This window comes from Pseudomonas sp. P135, assembly GCF_020312125.1.
Taxonomy (GTDB): Bacteria; Pseudomonadota; Gammaproteobacteria; order Pseudomonadales; family Pseudomonadaceae; genus Aquipseudomonas; species Aquipseudomonas fragariae.
This window is the reverse complement of the sequence record NZ_JAGPYR010000003.1, coordinates 454,994-477,593: the sequence shown is the minus strand read 5'-3', so window position 1 is coordinate 477,593 and position 22,600 is coordinate 454,994. Positions and strand designations below refer to the sequence as shown.

General features: G+C 60.7%; 16 protein-coding genes. 7 read left to right on the top strand and 9 right to left on the bottom strand.

Annotated elements, in window-relative coordinates:
* Positions 1-100: 100 nt before the first annotated feature.
* On the bottom strand, positions 101-1,354 hold the full coding sequence (glyA, locus tag KBY08_RS06905) for a serine hydroxymethyltransferase (RefSeq protein WP_003419083.1): 1,254 nt from the start codon (positions 1,352-1,354) through the stop codon (positions 101-103).
* A gap of 343 nt (positions 1,355-1,697) precedes the next feature.
* Here glyA and KBY08_RS06900 point away from each other — a divergent pair, with 343 nt between their 5' ends.
* A complete protein-coding gene (locus KBY08_RS06900) occupies positions 1,698-4,436 on the top strand; it encodes a HopW family type III effector protein (protein WP_111522123.1) in 2,739 nt (912 codons plus the stop codon).
* A gap of 69 nt (positions 4,437-4,505) precedes the next feature.
* Here the strand turns inward: KBY08_RS06900 and KBY08_RS06895 are convergent, their stop codons facing one another.
* The 4 genes from KBY08_RS06895 to KBY08_RS06880 all read right to left on the bottom strand — a co-directional run bounded on the left by KBY08_RS06895 (position 4,506) and on the right by KBY08_RS06880 (position 12,006).
* Entirely contained in the window at positions 4,506-5,957 is a 1,452-nt protein-coding gene (locus KBY08_RS06895; protein ID WP_024660888.1) for an amidase, read from the bottom strand.
* A gap of 47 nt (positions 5,958-6,004) precedes the next feature.
* On the bottom strand, positions 6,005-6,940 hold the full coding sequence (locus KBY08_RS06890; protein WP_177410919.1) for a transporter: 936 nt from the start codon (positions 6,938-6,940) through the stop codon (positions 6,005-6,007).
* A gap of 97 nt (positions 6,941-7,037) precedes the next feature.
* Entirely contained in the window at positions 7,038-8,030 is a 993-nt protein-coding gene (locus tag KBY08_RS06885) for a helix-turn-helix transcriptional regulator (RefSeq protein WP_003399980.1), read from the bottom strand.
* A 139-nt stretch (positions 8,031-8,169) separates the two neighbouring features.
* Positions 8,170-12,006, bottom strand: a complete 3,837-nt coding sequence (locus KBY08_RS06880; RefSeq protein WP_111522122.1) for an EAL domain-containing protein — start codon at positions 12,004-12,006, stop codon at positions 8,170-8,172.
* 382 nt (positions 12,007-12,388) lie between these two features.
* On the opposite strand from KBY08_RS06880, the gene ettA reads away from it, so the two are divergent.
* Positions 12,389-14,053 (top strand): energy-dependent translational throttle protein EttA, encoded by a 1,665-nt coding sequence (gene ettA / locus KBY08_RS06875; RefSeq protein ID WP_111522121.1) that lies wholly within the window; start codon positions 12,389-12,391, stop codon positions 14,051-14,053.
* Positions 14,054-14,113: 60 nt separating this feature from the next.
* Here the strand turns inward: ettA and KBY08_RS06870 are convergent, their stop codons facing one another.
* The 4 genes from KBY08_RS06870 to KBY08_RS06855 form a co-directional block, all read right to left on the bottom strand.
* Positions 14,114-14,611, bottom strand: a complete 498-nt coding sequence (locus KBY08_RS06870) for a GreA/GreB family elongation factor (RefSeq protein ID WP_011268925.1) — start codon at positions 14,609-14,611, stop codon at positions 14,114-14,116.
* A 74-nt stretch (positions 14,612-14,685) separates the two neighbouring features.
* The gene (locus KBY08_RS06865) at positions 14,686-15,039 is read right to left on the bottom strand and encodes a lipoprotein (protein WP_003368687.1); all 354 of its coding nucleotides are present in this window, start codon (positions 15,037-15,039) and stop codon (positions 14,686-14,688) included.
* Between the two features lie 133 nt (positions 15,040-15,172).
* Positions 15,173-17,026: a DUF4105 domain-containing protein gene (locus tag KBY08_RS06860; RefSeq protein ID WP_003399991.1), complete on the bottom strand. Its 1,854-nt coding sequence runs from the start codon at positions 17,024-17,026 to the stop codon at positions 15,173-15,175.
* 62 nt (positions 17,027-17,088) lie between these two features.
* Positions 17,089-17,577, bottom strand: a complete 489-nt coding sequence (locus tag KBY08_RS06855; protein WP_002555221.1) for a DUF3015 domain-containing protein — start codon at positions 17,575-17,577, stop codon at positions 17,089-17,091.
* Between the two features lie 276 nt (positions 17,578-17,853).
* Between KBY08_RS06855 and KBY08_RS06850 the strand changes: the two genes are divergently transcribed.
* The 5 genes from KBY08_RS06850 (at position 17,854) to KBY08_RS06830 (ending at position 22,585) form a co-directional block, all read left to right on the top strand.
* A complete protein-coding gene (locus KBY08_RS06850; RefSeq protein WP_011268923.1) occupies positions 17,854-20,289 on the top strand; it encodes a Lon protease family protein in 2,436 nt (811 codons plus the stop codon).
* A gap of 168 nt (positions 20,290-20,457) precedes the next feature.
* On the top strand, positions 20,458-20,787 hold the full coding sequence (locus tag KBY08_RS06845; protein ID WP_032607618.1) for a hypothetical protein: 330 nt from the start codon (positions 20,458-20,460) through the stop codon (positions 20,785-20,787).
* Between the two features lie 120 nt (positions 20,788-20,907).
* The gene (locus KBY08_RS06840; RefSeq protein WP_003313787.1) at positions 20,908-21,396 is read left to right on the top strand and encodes a TIGR00645 family protein; all 489 of its coding nucleotides are present in this window, start codon (positions 20,908-20,910) and stop codon (positions 21,394-21,396) included.
* A 108-nt stretch (positions 21,397-21,504) separates the two neighbouring features.
* A complete protein-coding gene (locus KBY08_RS06835; RefSeq protein WP_058398969.1) occupies positions 21,505-21,813 on the top strand; it encodes a DUF6482 family protein in 309 nt (102 codons plus the stop codon).
* Between the two features lie 154 nt (positions 21,814-21,967).
* Positions 21,968-22,585 (top strand): FKBP-type peptidyl-prolyl cis-trans isomerase, encoded by a 618-nt coding sequence (locus KBY08_RS06830; protein WP_003419060.1) that lies wholly within the window; start codon positions 21,968-21,970, stop codon positions 22,583-22,585.
* The last annotated feature ends 15 nt before the right edge of the window (positions 22,586-22,600 follow it).

Genomic DNA, 22,600 nt, shown 5'->3' with positions numbered 1-22,600 from the left:
TCGGGCAGCGGCTGAGCTTCTGTCCATACGGTGAGCGTCCAACAAAAAGCCCCGGCTCTCACAAGTCGGGGCTTTTGGTACTGCGTTTAAACCAAACTCATCAAGCGCCGTAAACCGGCAGCTTGGCGCAGATGGCCTTGACCTTCTCACGAACCGCGTCGATCACGGCTTCGTTGTTCAGGTCAGCCAGGATGTCGCAGATCCAGCCGGCCAGTTCCTTGCACTCAGCTTCCTTGAAGCCGCGAGTGGTCACTGCCGGGGTGCCGAAGCGCAGGCCGGAGGTGACGAACGGGGAGCGTGGGTCGTTCGGTACGGAGTTCTTGTTGACGGTGATGAAGGCGCGACCCAGAGCGGCGTCGGCGTCTTTACCGGAGATGTCCTGTTTGATCAGCGACAGCAGGAACAGGTGGTTCTCGGTACCGCCGGACACGACGTCGAAGCCACGCTCGATGAACACGCCGGCCATGGCCTTGGCGTTCTTCACCACTTGCTGCTGGTAGGTCTTGAACTCAGGCTGCAGCGCTTCCTTGAAGCACACGGCCTTGGCCGCGATGACGTGCTCCAGCGGGCCGCCCTGGGAGCCAGGGAATACCGCCGAGTTCAGCTTCTTCTCGATCTCGGCGTTGGCGCGCGCCAGGATCAGGCCGCCACGTGGACCGCGCAGGGTCTTGTGCGTGGTGGTGGTCACGACGTCGGCGAATGGCACCGGGTTCGGGTAGACGCCTGCGGCGACCAGACCGGCGACGTGCGCCATGTCGACGAACAGGTAGGCACCGACCTTGTCAGCGATGGCGCGGAAGCGCGGGAAGTCGAGGATCTGCGAGTAGGCAGAGAAACCGGCGACGATCATTTTTGGCTTGTGCTCGACGGCCAGGCGCTCGACTTCGTCGTAGTCGATCATGCCGTTGGCATCGATGCCGTACTGAACGGCGTTGTACAGCTTGCCCGAGGACGAAACGCTGGCGCCGTGGGTCAGGTGACCACCGTGAGCCAGGCTCATGCCCAGAATGGTGTCGCCGCCTTGCAGCAGGGCCAGGTAGACCGCCGAGTTGGCTTGCGAACCGGCGTGTGGCTGGACGTTGGCGTAATCAGCGCCGAACAGTTCCTTGGCACGATCGATGGCCAGTTGCTCGATAATGTCGACGTACTCGCAACCACCGTAGTAGCGCTTGCCTGGATAGCCTTCGGCGTACTTGTTGGTCAGGGCCGAGCCCTGAGCTTCCATGACGGCCGGACTGGTGTAGTTTTCCGAGGCAATCAGCTCGATGTGTTCTTCCTGACGCAGAGCTTCTTGCTCCATGGCGGCAAACAGATCGGCGTCGTACTTGGCGATAGTCAAATCACGGCTGAACATGGCAGTCCTCAAGGGGGCATGGCGGAAAAGGCGGCTATTCTACCCCATCGGGTTTTATCTGGCATATGAAAGGCAGTCATCTTGACCAGTGACCGCGTTCACGCGGGTTTCGACCAGGCCTGAAAATCATGGTCGTGCTGCAGGCGCAAGGCTTGTTCTGTGTGGGGCCCGGCCGCATGAGATGGTCAAGATCAATTTAGTCATCGGCGGCGTGAACCAGGCACATCCACTCGCAATTTCAGCGATCACGCACCGACTTCCCCTTAATTACCGGAACCGTTCCGGGCCGGACGACACTCAGTCGGTCTGTTGCCCGTACCCACCGACAATAGGGAAAACGCCCATGATGCCCTCCCAGATAACGCGCTCCTCTCATTCCTCATTGCCGGACGTTGCTCCTGCGTCCTCCGGTGCCACCGGCGTTTGTGAGCGAACCCCGCAGCAGGCTCGTACCGTGGCGTTTTTTGCCTCCGGCGAGCTGGCTGTGGCATTTGGTCGCACCTCGACCGCGCCAGCGCAGGACTCTGTGCGTCTGTTGTCTGCTCTTCAGCGTGAGCTGGATAAACAGCAGCCGTCCTGGCCCACAGTTGCCCAGCTCTGCCACAGCCTGGCCGAGGTCGCCACGACCGAGCAGGGTTGGCACCAACTTGCCGGCGAGGATCAGGCGCCGGCGCTGAAAGACCTGCTTGACCGCTGTATTGGCCGGCTGGCCGATATGCCTGCTTCTCATGCATCTCACGACTCGCTGTCGCTGGCCTGCGAGGGGCTCAGGACGGCGCGGCTGCACCAATCCGTCGCTCGTTTGACTGCCCGGACGCCCGCTCTGGCCCGGGCGATTCCGGATCTGCTGGCGTTGACTCATCTGGATCCCGAGACGCTGGGCGCAGAGCCCCCCGTTGTTTCGTCTTACACGCTCTTCAGCCATTTCGTTCACACGGCCAAGCAGCGTACTGCGGAGTTGAATGACAACCTCCAGCGTCAACCCGAAGCGGTCGTCAGTCTGCTGCGCTCACATGCCGACACGCTCAATGACCTGGAGGCGTTGCCCGGCGCATTGCAGGCATTGACCGAAAATTGCCAGGACGCGCCTTCCTGCAATGAATTGCGCGAGCTGGCGGAAGTGGTGGGGGCGCTGCTGCAGCTATTGCGCGAACACGGCATTTTGCCGAGGCTGGAAGCAATCTCCATCGAGCCAGGCGAAGCACCTGCACCTGGCCATGAGGCTGCCGAGCCCCGGCTGACGAGAAGCCAGGCATTGCTCAAGGCCGGCGGCAATCTGGTGCGCAAGTTTGATGCCTATGGGGCGCTCGCGCCAATGGACGACAAGGGGTTGCTGGCCTTGATGCGCACCCCGGCGCCACACCTGTCGCCCGATCAGATGCATGCCTTCCTGAACAAGCATGTGCTGCATCTCACGCAGGAACAACGCGATATCGTCAGCAATACCCCGTTGCCCTTCGCCCCTGAAGGAGACATCGAGGCCCGGTGCGGCATGGGGTTCGATGAAAAACTGCGGTTGGCGCTGGCCAACGGTTCGCTGGTATTGAGCGAGGAGCAACTGGCCCGTCTTGGTCATTTGCCCAGTGCTGCTACCACGACGTCCGACGTTGTGAAGACGCTGCTGGAAAAACCATCGTCGGCGCTGAGCGAAGCCGAGCGTGACATGTTGGGCGCAATCGTTCAGGCCAACGGCCAGGGTCAACTCGACGCCTGGCGCGCTCACAACGAACAGTTGCCTGCAGTGTTGAGCCGCTCGGGGCTACCCTCTGATGTGAAAGACGAGTTGCTCAGCCTTAACCAAAGCATGAATGCCGAACTGGGCACGCTCAAGAACGGTGCCTCGTTCAAGAGTCGCATCCTTGCAAGTCCGGCGATGCTGCTCGCGCTGGCACCCTTGCCACTGGCCGTGGCGTTCGTCAGCAAGGACAACTCCTACAGCTCATCGCTGGTTGCCCACTTCACCAAGAACGCAGTGTTCATGGCTGGCCTGATGATGAACGAGCTGACCAACGCGCGGACCAATGTCGATCACGGCCTGAACCGCTACTTCGTCACCGTGCTGGCCAACGCCATCGTGGCGCAGCCCACCTTTGCCAGGAACGAACACCTGCTGGAGCAGGTCGGCTTCGGTATCGCAACGGCCGTGGCATCGGGCGCAGCCACGCTGGGCGTATTCAACCGCGAATCGATCGTCGCCGCCTTCAAGCTCGCCAAGAGCAAGCTTTCCAGGCAAGACACCGGGAACGCCAGCATCCCGGAGGAAGACCATCTTGCCGTGGTCAGGCATTTCGACGTCAGCGAGCATTTTGCCCAGCAGATGAAAGTGGCGACCGAATTGTACAAGCAAGACAAAAGCATCACCGACATCATGAACTCGAGCCTGACGTACCTGGGCACCAAGAGCAGCGAGTTCCAGGCCAGGTTCGAAAGCGCCGATGCCCTGCGCGCAGGTCTGCCACTGGCCGAGGGGGAGCGCAAGGCGGACCCTGACTTCTACACCAAACTGGGCCTGGTGGCCCTGACGGCGAGTATCGGTGCGGCGCTGGTGATGTTGATGAAAAGCATGGTCGGCAAAGCCGATTACGCGGCGGACGGCGTCTGGTGCGTATCGGAGATGCTCAAGCTGGCCATGAACCCTGAAGTCGACATGCAAAAGGCGGTTCAGGTCTTCAAGGAAATCGTCGGCCTGAATCTGGTGATGACAGGGTTTCTGGGCGTCAACAAAGTCTGGAATTTTCTCGACAAGGGGATCAAAGGCTATGCCTCCGGTGCTGCGGTCCTGACCGCAGCCAACCTCACGCTTCCCGGTATGGTTGGAGAAGTGGCTGGCGCAGCAGCCGGCAAAGGCTTGAGCTACCTGACTGACAAAGGCAAGGCGGCGCATCAGGCTGGCAGGGCGGCTGCGTCCTGGGCCGGGAATTACGTCGGCACCTCGCGTCTGGGGAGCGCGGTCGGCACCCTGCAAACGGCAATTCCGGGCAGGATCGCAGGCGGGCAGGTAGTGGCGGGTCTCTACGACCGCTTCCGGTACCTGACCGGGTCGCACCCGACGCCGGCACAGCAAGCGGCTGGCGAGCCATAAGCCTGTAGCCGGCAGACCGCCGCCTGCAACGCAGGCGGTGGTCTCGCCACCGCCAATAATCCCTTCGCATCAACCCGCACAAGCGTTTAGCGGCGGCCTGCGTGCGGCCCACGGCTGGGCGCGTTCCAGTTGCCCGGCGAGGCTCAGCAAGGTCAGTTCGTCGCCAAACCGCGCGGCGAAGTGAGAGCCCAGCGGCAGCGAATCGGCTGTCCAGTAGAGGGGCACGGACATGGCCGGCTGGCCTGTCGCGTTGAAGATCGCCGTGTAGGGCGAGTAGCGGTGCGAAAGCGCGATGAAGTCCTGCAGGGAGCGGCTGTCGTCGTCGAAGGCCAGCTCCCCCAGGCGGGGCGGCGCGCGGTTGAGCGTCGGGGTGAGAACAATGTCGTACTCTTCGAAGAAACCGGCCATCGCCCGGCCCAGTGCATGCATCGATTCGACCGCGGAAATGTAGCGTGTTGCAGGCAGTTGCCCGCGTTCGCGCAGAATCACGCGGGTGCGCGGCTCCACTTCGTCCATGGCCACCGGGAAACCGCGCATTTTGCCCAACAGATCGAGGTAGCCCTGGGTGTGTGAGCCGATGATGTCGAACGTCGCATCGAGGAATTCAGGTAACTGAACCGGCAACGTCGCCGGGACCACGTAATGCCCGAGCGCCTCCAGCAAGGCCGCAGTGTGTTGCAGCGCAGCCAGGGCTTCCGGTTCGGCCGGCCAGGGTGATATTGCCGAGATCAAGGCGATTTTCAGGCGCCTGGGATCGCGTCCTGCAGCGTGTGCAAAGGGCGTCGCTGGCATGGGCGCCGCATAGGGAGCCCCCAGGTCACTCCCGGCAGTGGCATCAAGCAGGGCGGCGCTGTCGCCTACCGACAGGGTAATCGCATGAGCGGTGCTCAGGCCTGCCCAGCCCTCGCCGACCATCGGGCCGGACGGCAGCAGGCCGCGCGAGGGCTTGAAGCCGAATACGCCGCAGCAGGAGGCCGGTACGCGAAGCGAGCCGCCGCCGTCGTTGCCATGAGCGAAGGGGATGGCGCGCGCCGCAACCAGAGCGGCGGCACCCCCGCTGGAACCGCCCGCGCTGTGCTGCAGATTCCATGGATTGCAGGTCGCGCCGAAGCGTTGCGATTCGGTGCTGTAGGACACGCCGAATTCAGGGGCGGTGGTCGTTCCGATCAGTTGGCAGCCGGCCTGGCGCAGCCGGCTGACGATTTCGCAGTCGATGTTTGAGCGAAACTCGCCCAGCGCATGCGAGCCACTGGTCATCCGTGCTCCGGTCATCGGGGTGAACATGTCTTTCACCAGGGTCGGTACGCCTGCCATGACGCCCTGTCTGACGCTGCTTCCGCTCGCCTGGCTGCGCGCCTGCTCGTAAAGCCTTTCGCTGACGGCGTTCAGGCCGGGCTCGACCTGCTCGACCCGCGCGATTGCGGTTTCCAGCAGCTCGCCGGGGCTCACCTCGCCATTGCGTACCAGTGTTGCCAGGCCACGGCCGTCCAGCGTATTGAATAATTCGTGCAGGTCGTTCATCGATCGTCTCCAGGATTGAAAGCGTGTCGTCGCGGTGCGCACGCCACTTAAAAGCTGATGCCGGTACGCAGCGCCACGGTGTAGCCCTCGGCACGGTTGCGGGCGTCGAACTCCTTGTAGGCGTGCAACCAGATGGGCGGCAGACCTGAGCCGGGTTTGAAGTAACTCACTGCAGGGCCTGCGGCGAGTACCCGCGCGCGATTGCCGCGGGTCAGCCCCGGCGCGTCGTCGTCCGACAGCTGCCGGTAGTAGTAGCCGCCGATGCCGACGGTCCAGTCGCCGACATGCTGGCCCACTGCAAACTCATGCCGGTACTCAACGCCACTGCGGTAATCGGTGTCGGGGTTACGCGCGTTTATATCGATCTGGAAACTCGAGGAAACCTCGAAGCCGCCGGGTGACACGTAGGTCGCATTCAACAGCGGAGAGACCGTCCAGTGATGGGTGCCAGGGCTGACCAGGCGGTTTTTGTCATAGTCCCCGGTGGGCGCCTGAATCATTAGTTGGGTATTGATGCCCAGCCCCGGCCCCAGCTTCCAGTCCAGGATGATCGGCACCACTTGCAGGTCCGCCTGGCGAAACAGCGCTGCGCTGTCGCTGACTACCCGTTGCCCCCCGGCGTTCACGCCCAGGTCTGCATCCATCTTGAAAAAGATCGGCACCACCGCGAAACCATAGCGGGCTCCCAAAAACGCCTGATCGGTCATTCGCAAGTAGGCGAGGCCGATCGCCAGGACGTTGATCTGGAAGTCGTTGGGGCTGTCATTGCCGTGGCTGTCCTTGATGACATCCGCGTGGTAGTTGCTGATGCGGATGCCGACGGTGCCATTGGGGGTGGTGGGCGGCATGAAACCTGCGCCAAAGTCAAAAACGCCAGCGGCTGTCGTGGGCGCCGCATTCTCGGTGGCGCACGCTGTGGACGATAACCACAGGATCGCCATGGCGAGCCCTGAAGCGCTGGGAAAGTGGTTTTTTAATGACATCGGTAAGTGCCTTGTTATTTTTATGGGCGAGCACAGCCCTCCCTTGCGGGGTGGCAGTTATTGGAAAAACCGGAAATGGGGATAGAGCGCGTTGGCGTCAGCCGTCAGTCAAATGCAGTAACTGGGCGATCTGCGCTTTACGGGTGACACCGAGCTTGTTGTAGATCTTTCTCAAGTGGTGCCGGACGGTGCAGGGCGACATACCGATATTGCGCGCGACTTCCTTGTATGTCTGTCCGACCGCAAAGCCTCGGGCGACCTGAAGTTCGCGCGAGCTCAACAGTTCCAGGCTGCTGCGTCGGCGCGCCGTCAATAGAACGAGGTCGCCCACTGGCTGCGACGTGATGTGCAGGTTATGGCTCGAATAGCCCGCTTGAGGGTTGCACTGTCGGGGCAGACGATTGGACGGCCTGTCGGGCCATTCCGAGGCCAGCATCGACGCGAACGCAGGCTCCATGGAAAGCAGCACGCCGTAACGATCACTCACCGCCATGGCGGTCTCATCGTAGGCCCCCTGGGTTTCCCGCAGGGTCGTGAGCGTGCGCAGATAACTGGCCTGTTCAGTGGCGATCAGATGCGGCATCAGCCACTCGATCAGGCGTTTGTCCAAGGGCGAAAAGGGCGTGTGGTCGGCCGAGCGAAACAGCGTCAAATGCACGCCCTGCTGGGTGTGCGGGTCGGTCAGGACTATGCCCAGCGCGAAGCAAAGGTCGTACTGGCGTCCGAGGTCGGCAAGCGCGGGAGGGGCATCCGCTGCCGTGCAGTGAATGACCTGACAGACGCCCTGGGTCTGATGCATTCTGCCGACGCTGGCATCCGAGGTCTTGAGTTGCTCCCACTCGGCGGCGTAACCGGAGGGCAGGCCGAGCAAAAAGGAACTGTGCTCGACGGGCCAGTTGTCACGCCAGGTGGATCTGCCCCACCAGGCCTTGTCGAACTGCACCAGCGCGCGCACCCGCTCAAGTGCCTGTTGATGAAACGTAGAGATAGACGCACTGCTGACCTCGGTCTGAAGCGCGAGAATCACCTTGTTCAAGGCTTCCACGACCTGACAGGAAACACTGTCCAGGGACGTTGTATCGCTGATCATGCTACCCCCTTGTGTTCTTTGTTATGGGTAGAGCGCTCGCTGTCGTCGACGCTGTGCGAGGCAGTGGCTCAAGTCTACTCATATTCAAGGGTTCGGCTATCGTTCAAATGGACGATGGCGACGTTGCGAGAACTGGCCCTCAATCCAGCATGAACAACGCGTCGTTGCTGAATTGCGCTTCGAACTGGGCAGGTGGCATCGGGCGGCCGAACAGGTAGCCCTGGACTTCGTCGCAGTCGTGTTCGCGGAGAAACTCAAGTTGCTCGTGGGTCTCTACGCCTTCGGCGATCACCGAGAGGTTCAGGCTGTGGGCCATGGCGATGATGGCGCGGGCGATCTGGGCGTCCTGCTCGCCGGACGGCAGGCCATCGACGAAGGTACGGTCGATCTTGAGCACGTCGATCGGGAACTGTTTAAGGTAGTTCAGCGACGAGTAGCCGGTGCCGAAGTCATCGACGGCGATGCTCAGGCCGAGGTTCTTGAGGCCATCGAGTATCTGCATGGCCTCGTTGACCTCGCGCATCAGGATGCTTTCGGTCAGCTCCAGTTCCAGGCAGGCGGGGGACAGGCCGGTCTGTTCGAGTATGTGGGCGATGCGTTTACCGAGCTGACCGTCCGAGAACTGCCGTGCCGAGATGTTGACCGACACCTTGGGCACGCGAACCCTGGCCTGATGCCAGTGCTTGAGTTGACGGCAGGCTTCGGCCAGGACCCAGTCGCCGACTTCCACGACCAGCCCGAGCTCTTCGAGCACCGGGATGAAGTCGCTGGGCGGCACCAGCCCGCGGCGCGGATGGCGCCAGCGCAACAGGGCTTCCGCGCCCGTCAGGCGTTTGCCGTCGCCGCTGAACTGCGGTTGGTAGAAGAGGGTGAACTCCTTCTGCTCCAGGGCGTGGCGCAAGTCGCTTTCCAGCTCCAGACGCTCCAGCGCGGTCGCGTTCATGTCGGCCTGATAGAACTGGAAGTTGTTCTTGCCGCGCTCTTTGGCGTGATACATCGCCGTGTCGGCGTTCTTCATCAACTGACTCAGTTCCTTGCCGTCCTGCGGGCTGAGTGCGATGCCGATACTGGCGGTCACAAAGAACTCGCGGCCTTCCAGCACGAACGGCGTGATCAGGCTGGTCAGAATGCGTTCGGCGACGTGAATGGCGCGATTCAGCGCCGCTTCACGGCTTTCATCCGGTTCCAGCAGCAGGGTGAACTCATCACCGCCCATGCGGGCCACGGTGTCATCCACCGACACACAGGCGAGCAGCCGCGTGGCCATTTCCTGCAGCATCCGGTCGCCCGCGGCATGCCCCAGGGAGTCGTTGATCGGTTTGAAGCGGTCGAGGTCGAGGAACATCAGCACGACCCAGGCCTGTTGGCGCTCGGCGTGCTGCAGCGCCGAATGCAGGCGATCCTGGAACAGGGTGCGGTTGGGCAGGTGAGTCAGCGCGTCGTAGTAGGCCAGACGGTGGATACGGTCCTCGCTGGCCTTGCGTTCGCTGATATCGCTGAAGAAGCACACGTAGCTGGCCAGATCGCCTTCGTCGTCGAGGACTGCGGTAATGCCGACCCAGGCCGGGTAGTGTTCGCCGTTACGGCGCTTGAGCCGGATTTCACCTTCCCACGTGCCTTGTCCGTTCAACTGCCTGAGAATGTGGCGCAGGCGGGTTTCCTGTTCTGATTCCACGGTGAGCATGCCCGGCAACTGATCGAGCACCTGAGCCACTTCATAGCCACTGACACGGGTAAAGGCCTCGTTGGCCTGCACGATATAGCCGGCGGGGTCGGTAATCAGGATGGCGGATGTCGAATGCTCGAATACAGTGGCAGCCATGCGCAGGTCTTTCTCGGCCCGACGCTGCTGACTGATGTCCCGGCCCACGCCGAAGATGCCCTCGAAATTGCCGTGTTCGCCCCACACCAGCACCACGCGCAGTTCCACCGGGATCTTGCGACCGTCGGCACGCAGGCAGTCGAACAGGAACATTCGGGTGGTGACTTCTTCGCGCAGCCTGGCGAGTTCCTGAGGTTTGTCGAGGACCTTGTCGATGCGGCTCATGAGCGCATCAAAACCGACTATTTGCTGGGGGTTGGCAATCGCGGCGGACCAGCCGTTCTGTATGATCCACTCGGCGCTGTAGCCCAGCGCACGTTCTACCGAAGGGCTGACGTAGTTGACTGCCAGCCGGCCGTCGGTGGAGAAAATCACGTCACTGATGCTTTCGGCGAGCATGCGGTAACGCTGTTCGCTGTCACGCAGCGACTGGCTGGACGCGACCTGCTCGGTAATATCCTTGGCAATGCCGATGATGCGGGTGACCCGGTCTTCTGCGTCCCAGGCCAGTGCCTGTTCGCGAATGTCGAAGCTCCGCCAGTTGCTCTCGCGGTCCCGAAAGCGCAACACGCTTTGCAGTAATTCATTGTGCCCATGGTGACGCTGGCGCAGGCGCATGTCCTGATAGTGTCGGGCGTCGTCGGGGTGCAGCAGGACTTCCCAGAAGAACTCGCCCATGGCGTGCAGTTCTGACTTGCTGTAACCCAGCGTGTAGCCGAAGTGGTGGTTGCTGTAGATCACCCGCTGGCTGAGCACGTCCTGAACGTACAGATGGTCGGGAACGGTCTGGACCACGTCGGACCAGAAGCTCTCGCGGTCCAGCAACGACAGCTCGACCTGTTTACGGCTGGTGATATCACCAATGCTGAGAATGACGGCATCGAAGTCGCCGCGTGTCTCGGGCAGGCGCATGACCAGCCACAGGTGCTGATCCTGACCGCCTGCACGGGTCAGGCAGATTTCCAGTTCCAGTCGCGGCTGTCCGGCGAGAACCGCCTGAATGATCGGAATGCCGACCCCCGGACGCGAGCGCGATTCACCCTCGATCAACGGTTGCCATGCCTGTTCGCGGTGCTCGATGTCCAGCAGGCTCAGAGCGACTTCGTTGAGTTCGCTGATGCGCAATTGCTGCAACAGGCGTTTCAGGGAGGCGGGCTGGCTTTTGAGCAGACGCTCGAAGTCCTCGCCGTTCCTGACCTCGAGTGCTTCCAGTTGTTCCTGCAGGCCGGACATGTCCATGACACAGATTGCGACGCCCGCGCCCTCGAAGATATCCCGGTAGCGGCGTCGGCTTTGCAGCATCTGGCGCTGGCGTCTGCGCAGGCTCATCAGCGCGATCAACGGCAGGATCGACAGCAGCACGCCGATCAGGCACTTGCCGATCAGCGGCGCAAGCAGTTCGCTGCGGGCCTTGTAGGTGTCGAACAGCCCCCGCAGTTGCCAGTCACTGTTGCTCAGCGGCTGAAGCAGAATGGTGTCGGACAGGCCACTGTCCGCGTCGTTGGCGGCCACCGGTTCATGGAGAATGACCCGCTGCGTCTTGCGCTGTTCAAGACGCCACAGGTGCTGAAAGTCCTGAGCCGGCTGGCTGGCAAGCTCCTTCAAGGCCTCGGGCGCCACGCGCACTGCCCAGTAATCGCCGCTCACGCCGTTGCCCAGGCGAATCAGTATATAAATCTGGTTGCCGTCTTCGGAGTTGGTATAGAAGTAGGGGCGACCTCGCGCCTGTTTCATGGCCCCTTCGAGAAACTCAGCGTCGCGAGAGGCCTCGGCGCTGTCACTGACAATCTCACCCGCCGGGTTCAGGCGAGCGACGCTGCGCAGGGCGGGCAGGGCAGTGCGCAGGTTCACCAGCGTCGTCGGCTGCTCCAACTGCTCCCCGGAGGAGAGTGCCTCGTCCAGCAGGTTCATGGCGATCTGCGCCTTGAGCGCCATGTTCAGACTCATCCGGTCGGACAGCTGCACGCTGTACTCCAGACTGCGCTGACGCTGACGCTCCTGAGTCTGGTGAAACTGCTCGATCAGTTGCCAGAGCAACAGGGCAAGCACCACCAGAACCAGACCCGCCAACACGCCTTTCACTGACCCACGCAGAGGCCTGGTCGCACTGTCTGTAGCGACACTGGATGACGACAGAGGCGTTGAAGTGGGCAAATCGCTGTTCCTGACTGCTGGACTGAAGCAGTGGTGCTTTATGTAAAATAGGCGGGTCGCCCAAAGAGGGCGGCTAGCATGCCTTTAGTTGTGGCAAAGTGCCAGTCCCGTTGGGCCGTATCGTTTGCCCTGCACGCAGCATTCGGGTAGCTTTGCGCAACGCGTGGTCTCCACCGACTCCTGCATGAGTGACTCCACTTTTTGCAATATCGATCAGGCTTTATATTTGCCAGCACTGCCCGACAGGTTTCCAACTGAGTTTATTCAAGGCTCGGAACGGTCCCGCGGCAAGTCTCAAGGACAAATAAAAGCTTTTTTCCGGCCGGAGCTTTAAGCTCGTTACCCAAATCGGTCCTCATTACAGACGCTAGGTTTTCATTTCATGGCTCAATACGTCTACACCATGCATCGGCTGAGCAAAGTTGTGCCGCCGAAGCGTGAAATCCTGAAAAACATCTCTCTGTCTTTCTTCCCCGGTGCCAAGATCGGTGTGCTGGGCCTCAACGGTTCGGGTAAATCCACGCTGTTGAAAATCATGGCGGGTGTCGACACCGAGTTCGATGGCGAAGCACGTCCGATGCCGGAGCTCAATGTGGGTTATCTGCCGCAGGAGCCACAACTTGATCCGGACAAGACGGTCCGTGAGGTCGTGGAAGAGGCGGTCAGCGTGATCAAGGACGCCCAGGCGCGTCTCGATCAGGTCTACGCCGAATACGCCGAGCCGGACGCTGATTTCGACAAGCTGGCGGCCGAGCAGGCCAAGCTCGAATCCATCCTGCAGGCCAGCGATGGCCATAACCTGGAGCGTCAGCTGGAAGTCGCCGCCGACGCGCTGCGCCTGCCGGCCTGGGATGCGAAGGTTTCGGTCCTTTCCGGTGGTGAGAAGCGCCGTGTCGCGCTGTGCCGCCTGCTGCTCTCCGCACCGGACATGCTGCTCCTCGACGAACCGACCAACCACCTGGATGCCGACTCGGTCGCCTGGCTGGAGCATTTCCTCCACGACTTCCCGGGTACTGTGGTTGCGATCACGCACGACCGTTACTTCCTGGACAACGTGGCTGGCTGGATTCTGGAACTCGACCGCGGCGCCGGTATTCCTTACGAGGGCAACTATTCCGGCTGGCTTGAAGCCAAGTCCGACCGTCTGGCGCAGGAATCCAAGCAGCAGACCGCGCACGAAAAAGCCATGAAAGACGAGCTGGAATGGGTCCGCAAGGGTGCCAAGGCGCGTCAGTCCAAATCCAAGGCGCGTCTGCAACGCTTCGAAGAAATGCAGTCGCAGGAATTCCAGAAGCGCAGCGAGACCAACGAGATTTACATCCCTGCCGGTCCGCGTCTGGGCGACAAGGTTATCGAGTTCAAGAACGTCACCAAGGGCTATGGCGACCGCGTGCTGATCGACAACCTGTCGTTCTCCATGCCCAAAGGCGCCATCGTTGGCGTGATCGGCGGTAACGGTGCCGGTAAGTCGACATTGTTCCGCATGCTGATGGGCAAGGAGCAGCCGGATTCGGGCAGCATCGAAGTCGGTGAAACCGTGCAGCTGGCCTGTGTGGACCAGAGCCGTGATGACCTGGACGGCAGCAAGTCGGTGTTCCAGGCTGTGTCCGACGGCTCCGATGTGATCCGTATCGGTAACTATGAGATTCCGTCGCGTACCTACGTCGGTCGCTTCAACTTCAAGGGCGGCGATCAGCAGAAGTTCGTCAAGGACCTGTCCGGTGGTGAGCGTGGTCGTCTGCACCTGGCGCTGACCCTGAAAGAGGGCGGCAACGTGCTGCTGCTCGACGAACCGTCCAACGACCTTGACGTGGAAACCCTGCGTTCACTGGAGGAAGCGCTGCTGGACTTCCCGGGCGCTGCCATTGTGATCTCTCACGATCGGTGGTTCCTTGACCGTGTAGCCACGCATATCCTGGCGTACGAAGATGATTCGCAAGCGATCTTCTTCGAAGGCAACTACACCGAGTATGAAGCCGATCGCAAGAAGCGTCTGGGCGAAGCGGCTGCCCAGCCGCATCGTGTGCGTCACAAAAAGCTGGCCTGATCAGCGTTCAGGCACGCGCCGCTCCTTGCAAGGAGCGGCGCTGCCGTTGGCTGGCCTGGCTCACGCGTCAGGTTCGATCAGCAGCACTTCAATCGACTGATCGCCCGCCGGGCGCTGCCACAACACTTCATCGCCTTTCTGCGCGCCGATCAGGGCGCGGCCCAGTGGCGACCCCCAATTGATCAGCCCGTTGGCTGCATCGGCCTGATCCTCTCCGACCAGATGCACGCGCTGTCGGTTGTCCTGTTCATCCGCGAACGTCACCCAACTGCCGATCTGCACTTTTTCGGTCGACACGGCCGGTGCAACGACCTGCGCGCTTTGCAGGCGCTGGTTGAAGTAACGCAGGTCGCGTTCCAGGTCGGCCAGTCGTTGCTTGTCCGCCGCTTCGCCCAACGCAGTTTGCATACTGTGCTGCGCCTGCAGGCTGCCGACGTGTTTCTTCAACAGGGTCAGGCCTTCAGCAGTGACGTAGTTGATCTGTGTGCTGACCAGCCGCTCTACCGGTTGCTCGGCCTCGGCGGCAGCGTTGTCTTCGTTTACGAATGCGCGGCTCATGAAAAGTCCTCCCTAATAGGCTTTGGGCCACAGCAGGACATCATTGGTTTCGTCGATTTTCCACGCTTTGCGGGTCAGTTCGGACGATAGGCCTTGGCGGCACTGCGGGTCTTTTCCTGCTCCCAGGCGCGATCACGCTCATTGAAGACCTGGCCAGGATCAAGCCGGTCGCGATTGTCCTGCGAGGTCTCGCACTGACGAAAGCCATCGGTCCAGCCCTGGGCGTAGAGCTTGTCTTTCAAGTAACGGGGTACGTTTTTGCGGAATTGGCCGGTCGTGGCGCCTGCTGCGTCCCTGCCGCTGCTGCAACCATCCTGATAGCCGTCTGCAAAGCCCGGCGGATAACCCTCGGCCAGCATCTGGTCACGGGTGGACTGACAACCCGCCAGCACGATGGCCAGCGACAACAACAGCCAATACCGCTTCATGGTGATTCCCTCTGCTTATGAGAGGAGTCTAGAAGGTAATTTGTGAGTTATTCGTAAAAGCGATGTAGGGAACGTGTAATGGCAGTGTGCTTTTATTTGCGCGACACACTGCCGGCCGTTTCCACCGACCCGGTCAGTAGTGATACCACTTCACCTCAAGCATCACTTCATTCTGCGGCGAGCTCATCTGGCTGAATTCGCGCTGGGCGCTCAGGCGCAGGCCGAGGTTGCGGGACAGCTCCCATTGCTGGTTGAGGCTGACGCTGCGGCGCACTTCGCCATTGGTGAAATAGTCGCCCTTGGCTTCCAGGCTCAGGTTGCCCAGCGGGTTGCGCCACAGCAGGCCAGTGTTAAAGCCCGCAGCGGGGGAGATGAATTCGGCGAAATCGTTGTTGTGCTCGACCCGCACCGTGCCCAGTGCAAAGCCGAGCATGTCGTCGGTCAGTTTCCAGGTGCCGCCGCCACCACCGTTGACATGGCTGACGAGGTTCTCGTCGCCATGCTTGCCGAGAACCCGCTCCAGGCCGCCGGTAACTTGCCATGACCAGGGTTTCAGCAGCTCGGTACGCGGAGTCAGCGAGCGAATGGTCGCCAGGTCCAGTTGCTGCACCTGCCAGTCGTTGCCTTCATATTGGCGCACCTTGAGCTGAAGGATCTCGATCTGCGCACCCAGCGGGAAGCCATAGGCGTTGTCGTTCAGGTCGTGGTAGGCCATGCGCAGGCCATATTCGGCAAACGCCTTGTCACCGCGGGTGCCCGCTCCCAGCTGCCAGGTACGTGATTCATGGCCTTCTTCCGGCAGGCCGGGGCGCGGGATGTCCAGTTGTGGCGGCGGGTTCTGATTGATCGCCTGCAACAGCTCGAAGCTGCGTTGCGAGCGCTGCGTGTCGCGCTCAAGACCGTTGGCGCGGTAGCGTTCCAGACGGTAGGCGGCGTCCTGAATCAACGCGCGGCGTTCTTTGGGCTGCGCGAGGTACTCGCTGTTGTGCAGCTGTTTCTGATCGGCGCTGACCTTCAATACCCACTGTTGCTCGTCTGCATCGAGCGGTTCGGCGCGGCTCAGCAACTCGCGTTCGCGTGACGGGCGATAATCTATCTTCTCCACCAGCCCGGCGGCCTTGATCGCCTTGACCGTATCGGTCGGGATCGCGGTCAGGCCGAACTGATCGGTAAGCTTCAGGCCCGGGCGGGCGACCTGCAGCAATTCCAGCAGCCGGTAGGAGCAGTTTTCGTCGAAGAAGAAATAACTGAAGCGGATCTGTTTCAGCTCCCAGACGTGCTCGACCATGCGCCCGGTTTCTTCCGCAGTCAGGTTCAGCCGGTATTCCCACAGGTCGCGGTTTTCCAGGCTGCGGTATTCCGACAGTTTTTCCTGATACGGCACCAGCGCAAACAACCCCGGGTAGCCGCCTGCCAGACCTTTCCACGCGTACAGAATGCTGTTGTCCATGCCTTCGATGTAGGCACCGAAGTTGATCGCATAGCTCAAGAGTGTGGTGTTGTTGGTTTTCGCGCTGGCCGGGTCGATGCGCAGCAACGTATGGCCAAACATCGACGAGGGACTGTTGAGGTAGGCGGCCGGGAAAATCAGCACCGTGCTGTCCGGCGCCACATCCTTGTACCAGGCTTTGAATTCCTTGCAGTCCGGGGTTGGCAGGTCAGTCAGGTGCAACTGGTCGCGCAGCCAGCGGGTACGTGCCGGGTATACGCACTGGGCGTGGGTCTGCTCATTGGTCACGGGGGCGTAAATCGCCTCCAGCGTGGCGCTGAGCTCTGCCTTAGGGTCATGCGCACCGTCGGCGGCGAGAAAGAATTTCGGGTCTGTGACGTAGCTGCGCCAGCCACCGAGCTTGCCGGCCTCGTAGTGACCCAGGGAAATCCAGAACGGCTCATTGGCCAATTGCTGCAAACGGTCAGCGCTGGCATGAGGTGCCGCAGATAAAGGGGCACAGACGAACAGCGCCAGCGATACAAGACGTTTGAGCATAGAGGGCAACTAATCAGAAAAAGGGATCCCGCCCTTTGCGAAGAAAGGGCGGGCGAGCGACTTTAAGCCTGGGTAGCGTACTTGGCCAGAGTCGGATCGTTTTTCAGAACATTCACAGTGTTGGTGTGGACGTCTTCGGCAGTGGCGTCGGCCTTGCTGAAGATTTGCGAGAAGTGCTCGTGGGTGACGGCGGCGAAGTGCTCGCGGTCTTCTGGTGCAACGCCCAGTACCACAGCGTAGGTCGTCAGTGCTTCGCCCTGACCCATGGCCATGTCCTTGGAGAGTTCATCCATCATGCCGTTCATGGCAAGCCAGGATTTACCGCCATAGGTCAGTGCGCCGTTGGTGGAGCAGCCGTTGGTGCCGGAGGTCATGCCGAAGGTGGCGTTACCCGAAGTACCGTTGGTGGTCGAAGCCAGGAAGTGAGCTGGAGTACCGCGTTGACCTTCAAACAGCATGTTGCCCCAACCGCAGTCAGGGCCGCCTGGTGCTTGAGCCATAGCGTTGATCGATACAGCGGCGAAGAGCGTTCCAAGAAGAATCCGTTTCATAGCTTTTTCTCTTTTTAGTTCAGCCAAGGGTCGAGTTTCTTGAGTCGTTACATCAAGACAGATGGCCAGCCAGCAACCACCTGTTCAGTTTGGAGTTTAGGCACGTTCCAAGGGTTCCGTGAGTGATTACAGATTATTACCTGAAAACGGCTTTTTTCAGGACGCGGCTCCTGGCGGTAGACACGCAAATGCTTTTCGACTCTTTCCTGCCTTGCAAGTCGTGTACAGCGAGCGCCAGAATGCCGACATCTGCCCCGCCTGATGTAAGGATTACTGATGCCCGATTCTGTCGCAGCCAACCTACGCCTGGCGCCCAACGCGCTGACCCGTCCGTTTTCCGCTGAGCAGTTCAGCTTTGCGACCACCCACGAGCTCGAACCCTTTCGCGGTGTCCTTGGCCAGGAGAGAGCCGTAGAGGCCCTGCAGTTCGGCGTTGCCATGCCGCGCCCCGGTTACAACGTGTTTGTCATGGGCGAGCCCGGCACCGGGCGCTTTTCGTTCGTCAAACGCTACCTCAAGGCCGAAGGCAAGCGGATGCAGACGCCGTCGGACTGGGTCTACGTCAACAACTTCGACGAGCCCCGCGAACCCAAGGCGCTGGAGCTGCCACCAGGTACTGCTCATGAGTTCACCGCCGACATCGGCGGTCTGATCGACAACCTGCTGGTGACCTTCCCGGCGGTTTTCGAGCACCCCTCGTATCAGCAGAAGAAAAGCTCGATCGACCGTGCGTTCAATCAGCGCTACGACCGTGCTCTTGATGTCATCGAGCGCCTGTCGCTGGAGAAAGACATCGCGCTGTATCGCGACAGCTCCAACATCGCGTTCACGCCGATGGCCGACGGCAAGGCGCTGGACGAGGCCGAGTTTTCGCAGCTGCCCGAAGCGGATCGCGAGCGTTTTCACGAAGATATCTCCGCGCTCGAGGAGCGTCTCAACGAAGAGCTGGCCAGCCTGCCGCAGTGGAAGCGCGAGTCCAACAATCAGCTGCGTCAGTTGAATGAAGAAACCATCACCCTGACCCTGCAACCCTTGCTGGCACCGCTTTCGGAAAAGTACGCCGAGAACGCTGCGGTCTGCGCCTACCTGCAGGCCATGCAGGTGTACCTGCTCAAGACGCTGGTCGAGCAGTTGGTCGATGATGCCAAGACCGATGCCCAGGCGCGCAAGCTGCTGGAAGAGCAGTACAGCCCGAGTCTGGTGGTCGGGAATACCCGTGATGGCGGTGCGCCGGTGGTTTTCGAACAACACCCCACCTATGACAACCTGTTCGGGCGCATCGAATACAGCACCGATCAGGGCGCGCTGTACACCACGTATCGGCAACTGCGCCCCGGCGCGCTGCATCGCGCCAACGGCGGTTTCCTGATTCTGGAAGCCGAGAAGATGCTCGGCGAGCCGTTCGTCTGGGATGCGCTCAAGCGTACCCTGCAATCGCGCAAGCTGAAGATGGAGTCGCCGCTGGGCGAGCTCGGCCGTGTTGCCACCGTGAGCCTGACGCCGCAAGTGATTCCGTGGAACGTCAAAATCATCATCATCGGTTCGCGTTCGCTGTACTACACCCTGCAAGACCTCGATCCTGACTTCCAGGAGATGTTCCGGGTGCTGGTCGACTTCGATGAAGAGATTCCGATGGTCGATGAAACGCTCGAGCAGTTCGCTCAGTTGCTCAAGACCCGGACCTCGGAGGAGGGCATGGCACCTCTGACCGCTGACGCGGTGGCACGACTGGCGACTTACAGCGCCCGCTTGGCCGAGCATCAGGGGCGTTTGTCGGCGCGTATCGGCGACCTGTTCCAGCTGGTCAGCGAGGCCGATTTCATCCGCCAGCTGGCCAACGACGACAAGACCGACGCCGGGCATATCGAGCGTGCGCTCAAGGCCAAGGCCACCCGTACCGGGCGAGTTTCGGCGCGGATTCTCGATGACATGATGGCTGGCGTGATCCTGATCGACACTGACGGCGCGGCAGTCGGCAAGTGCAACGGCCTGACGGTGCTGGAGGTCGGTGACTCGGCGTTTGGCGTGCCCGCGCGGATTTCCGCCACGGTTTACCCGGGCGGCAGCGGGATCGTCGACATCGAGCGCGAGGTCAACCTTGGCCAGCCGATCCACTCCAAGGGCGTGATGATCCTTACCGGCTACCTCGGCAGCCGTTATGCCCAGGAATTCCCGCTGGCGATTTCCGCGAGTATCGCCCTTGAGCAGTCCTACGGTTACGTGGACGGCGACAGTGCGTCGCTGGGCGAGGTCTGCACGCTGATCTCGGCGCTGTCACGCACGCCACTCAAGCAGTGCTTCGCGATTACCGGCTCGATCAACCAGTTTGGCGAAGTTCAGGCGGTGGGCGGGGTCAATGAAAAGATCGAGGGCTTCTTCCGCCTCTGCGAAGCACGTGGGCTGACCGGTGAGCAGGGGGCGATCATTCCGCACGCCAACGTCACCACGCTGATGCTGGATGAGCGTGTGGTACAGGCTGTTCGTGCCGGGCAATTCCACATCTACGCAGTACGTCAGGCCGATGAGGCGCTGAGCCTGCTGGTGGGCGAACCTGCCGGTGCGCCCGACGAGCATGGCGAATTCCCTGAGGGCAGCGTCAATGCGCGTGTCGTGGAGCGTCTGCGCGATATCGCAGAGATGCTCAGCGACGAAGACCTCAAGGAAGAGCTGGAAAAGGAGCCTGCGCAGTTGCAGCCTGAACTCAAGGTCTGACTGCGCAGGAACCGGGCGATGCCAAACCGTCCGGTGCTCCGTTCATCAGAGATGGTTTCTCGCCGGGTGGTTTTCTTCTAGTCTTGAGGTGATCGCAGTGGCCAAAGAGATTGGCGTGCATTCTGCTTCATGGGACGGATGAATACTGTTGCTGAACAGGAGCGCATCATGCCGCGTAGCCTTTGCCTTACCCGAGAATGCATGGGGCTGATGACCCGCATCGAGTGTGTCATCCGGCCTCTTCCTCATGACAACGGACAGTGGATGGTGTTCTTCGCCGCCGGTATGGCCGAAGAACAGCCTTCCGCAATCAAGTCCCAGGGGCCTTTCAAAGGCCTGCCCGCAGCGCAAACGGTGCTCACCAGCGTTATTGAAAGCCTGTCGTTGCATGGTTATCAATGCGCCGATGACGTGCCTATCTGGACGCTGCACATCCAGGCTGAATTGCGCCGTATCGATAGCGACAGGACTGTCTGTCAGAGTTCGTCGCTGTTCTAGCCTTCAACCCGTTTCCTCAAGTGCGCTAACTGCCGCTGTGCGATATTTTGTCGCACGCTCAGAGCGGCGCATTACCGCTGATATACTCGCCCGCTCTTTTAAAACACCTTGCGAGTATCAATGGAACGTTTTTTTGAAAATGCCATGTACGCATCGCGCTGGCTGCTGGCGCCGATCTATTTCGGCCTCTCCCTTGGTCTGTTGGCGTTGTGTCTGAAGTTTTTCCAGGAAATCTTTCACGTCATTCCCAACATCTTCTCGCTGGCCGAAGCTGACCTGATTCTGGTGTTGTTGTCGCTGATCGACATGGCGCTGGTCGGTGGCTTGCTGGTGATGGTGATGATCTCCGGCTACGAGAACTTCGTATCGCAACTGGACATCGACGAGGACAAGGAAAAGCTCAACTGGCTGGGCACCATGGATTCGTCTTCATTGAAGATGAAAGTCGCAGCATCGATTGTCGCGATTTCTTCCATCCACCTGTTGCGGGTGTTCATGGACGCCACCAACATCAAGCCCGAATACCTGATGTGGTACGTGATTATCCACATGACGTTCGTGATATCGGCGTTTGCGATGGGCTATCTGGACAAGGTCACCAAGCACTGAAACTACATGGAATGACAGGGGCGGGCGTTATCGTTTCTGGCATGTCGACGCTGTGTGTTGTAAAACGTCCGTTCCGATGCATCAGGCATTTGCGCAGGAGGTTCGATCATGAATTATCAGGAATTTACCGACCACGCCCATGCCGGGCGGGTCGATGAGCTGAACCTGATCTCCATCGAAGGCGGCATCTATCTGCTGGATGTGCGCATGAATGGCACTTCGGTGATGCTCAAGGACCCGGCGGGTAAAACGCTGCACCTTCGCTCGGTAGAGCATGCCCGGGAGTTGCTCAAGGACATACCGGTGGTGCCTTTTTACCTGGTCCATTGCGTGGTCCATGATGAGCTGTGCGGCATGCCGGTCAATGACCGTTCCGAAATGCGCCTGCCGATCTCGTTTCATTCTTCATGGTCCTGATCGTCAGAAGTTAGCCACCGCTGCTGTAGGACGTTTCCGGTCTGTTGTGCTAGGCTGCTCGGCCTTTTGTCCGGGGTGTATCAGCGAGTGTCGAGGTGATGGCCATCAGGCCTCAACCGCTCACTGACTGTATGCCCCCATGCGGAGCAGTGTCATGTCCGAAGTCAATCTGTCCACCGACGAAACCCGCGTCAGCTACGGCATTGGCCGTCAGTTGGGCGATCAGTTGCGCGACAACCCGCCACCGGGTGTCGACCTGGAAGCCATCGTGGCAGGCCTGCGCGATGCGTTTGGCGGTCAGCCAAGCCGTGTCGGTCAGGAAGAAATGTCCGCCAGCTTCAAGGTCATCCGCGAAATCATGCAGGCTGAAGCAGCCGCCAAGGCTGAGCAGGCTGCGGGCGCCGGCAAGGCCTACCTGGCTGAAAACGCCAAGCGCGAAGGCGTGACCACGCTGGCTTCGGGTCTGCAATTCGAAGTCGTGACCGCTGGTACTGGCGCCAAGCCAACCCGTGAAGACCAGGTACGCGTTCACTACCACGGCACGTTGATCGACGGTAACGTCTTCGACAGCTCCTACGATCGTGGCGAGCCGGCCGAATTTCCGGTCAGCGGCGTGATTGCCGGCTGGACCGAGGCGCTGCAACTGATGAACGCCGGCAGCAAATGGCGTCTGCACGTGCCGAGCGAGCTGGCTTACGGCGCTCAGGGCGTAGGCAGCATCGCACCGCACAGCGTGCTGGTGTTTGACGTGGAACTGCTGGACGTTCTGTAAGCGACCCGGTCGATG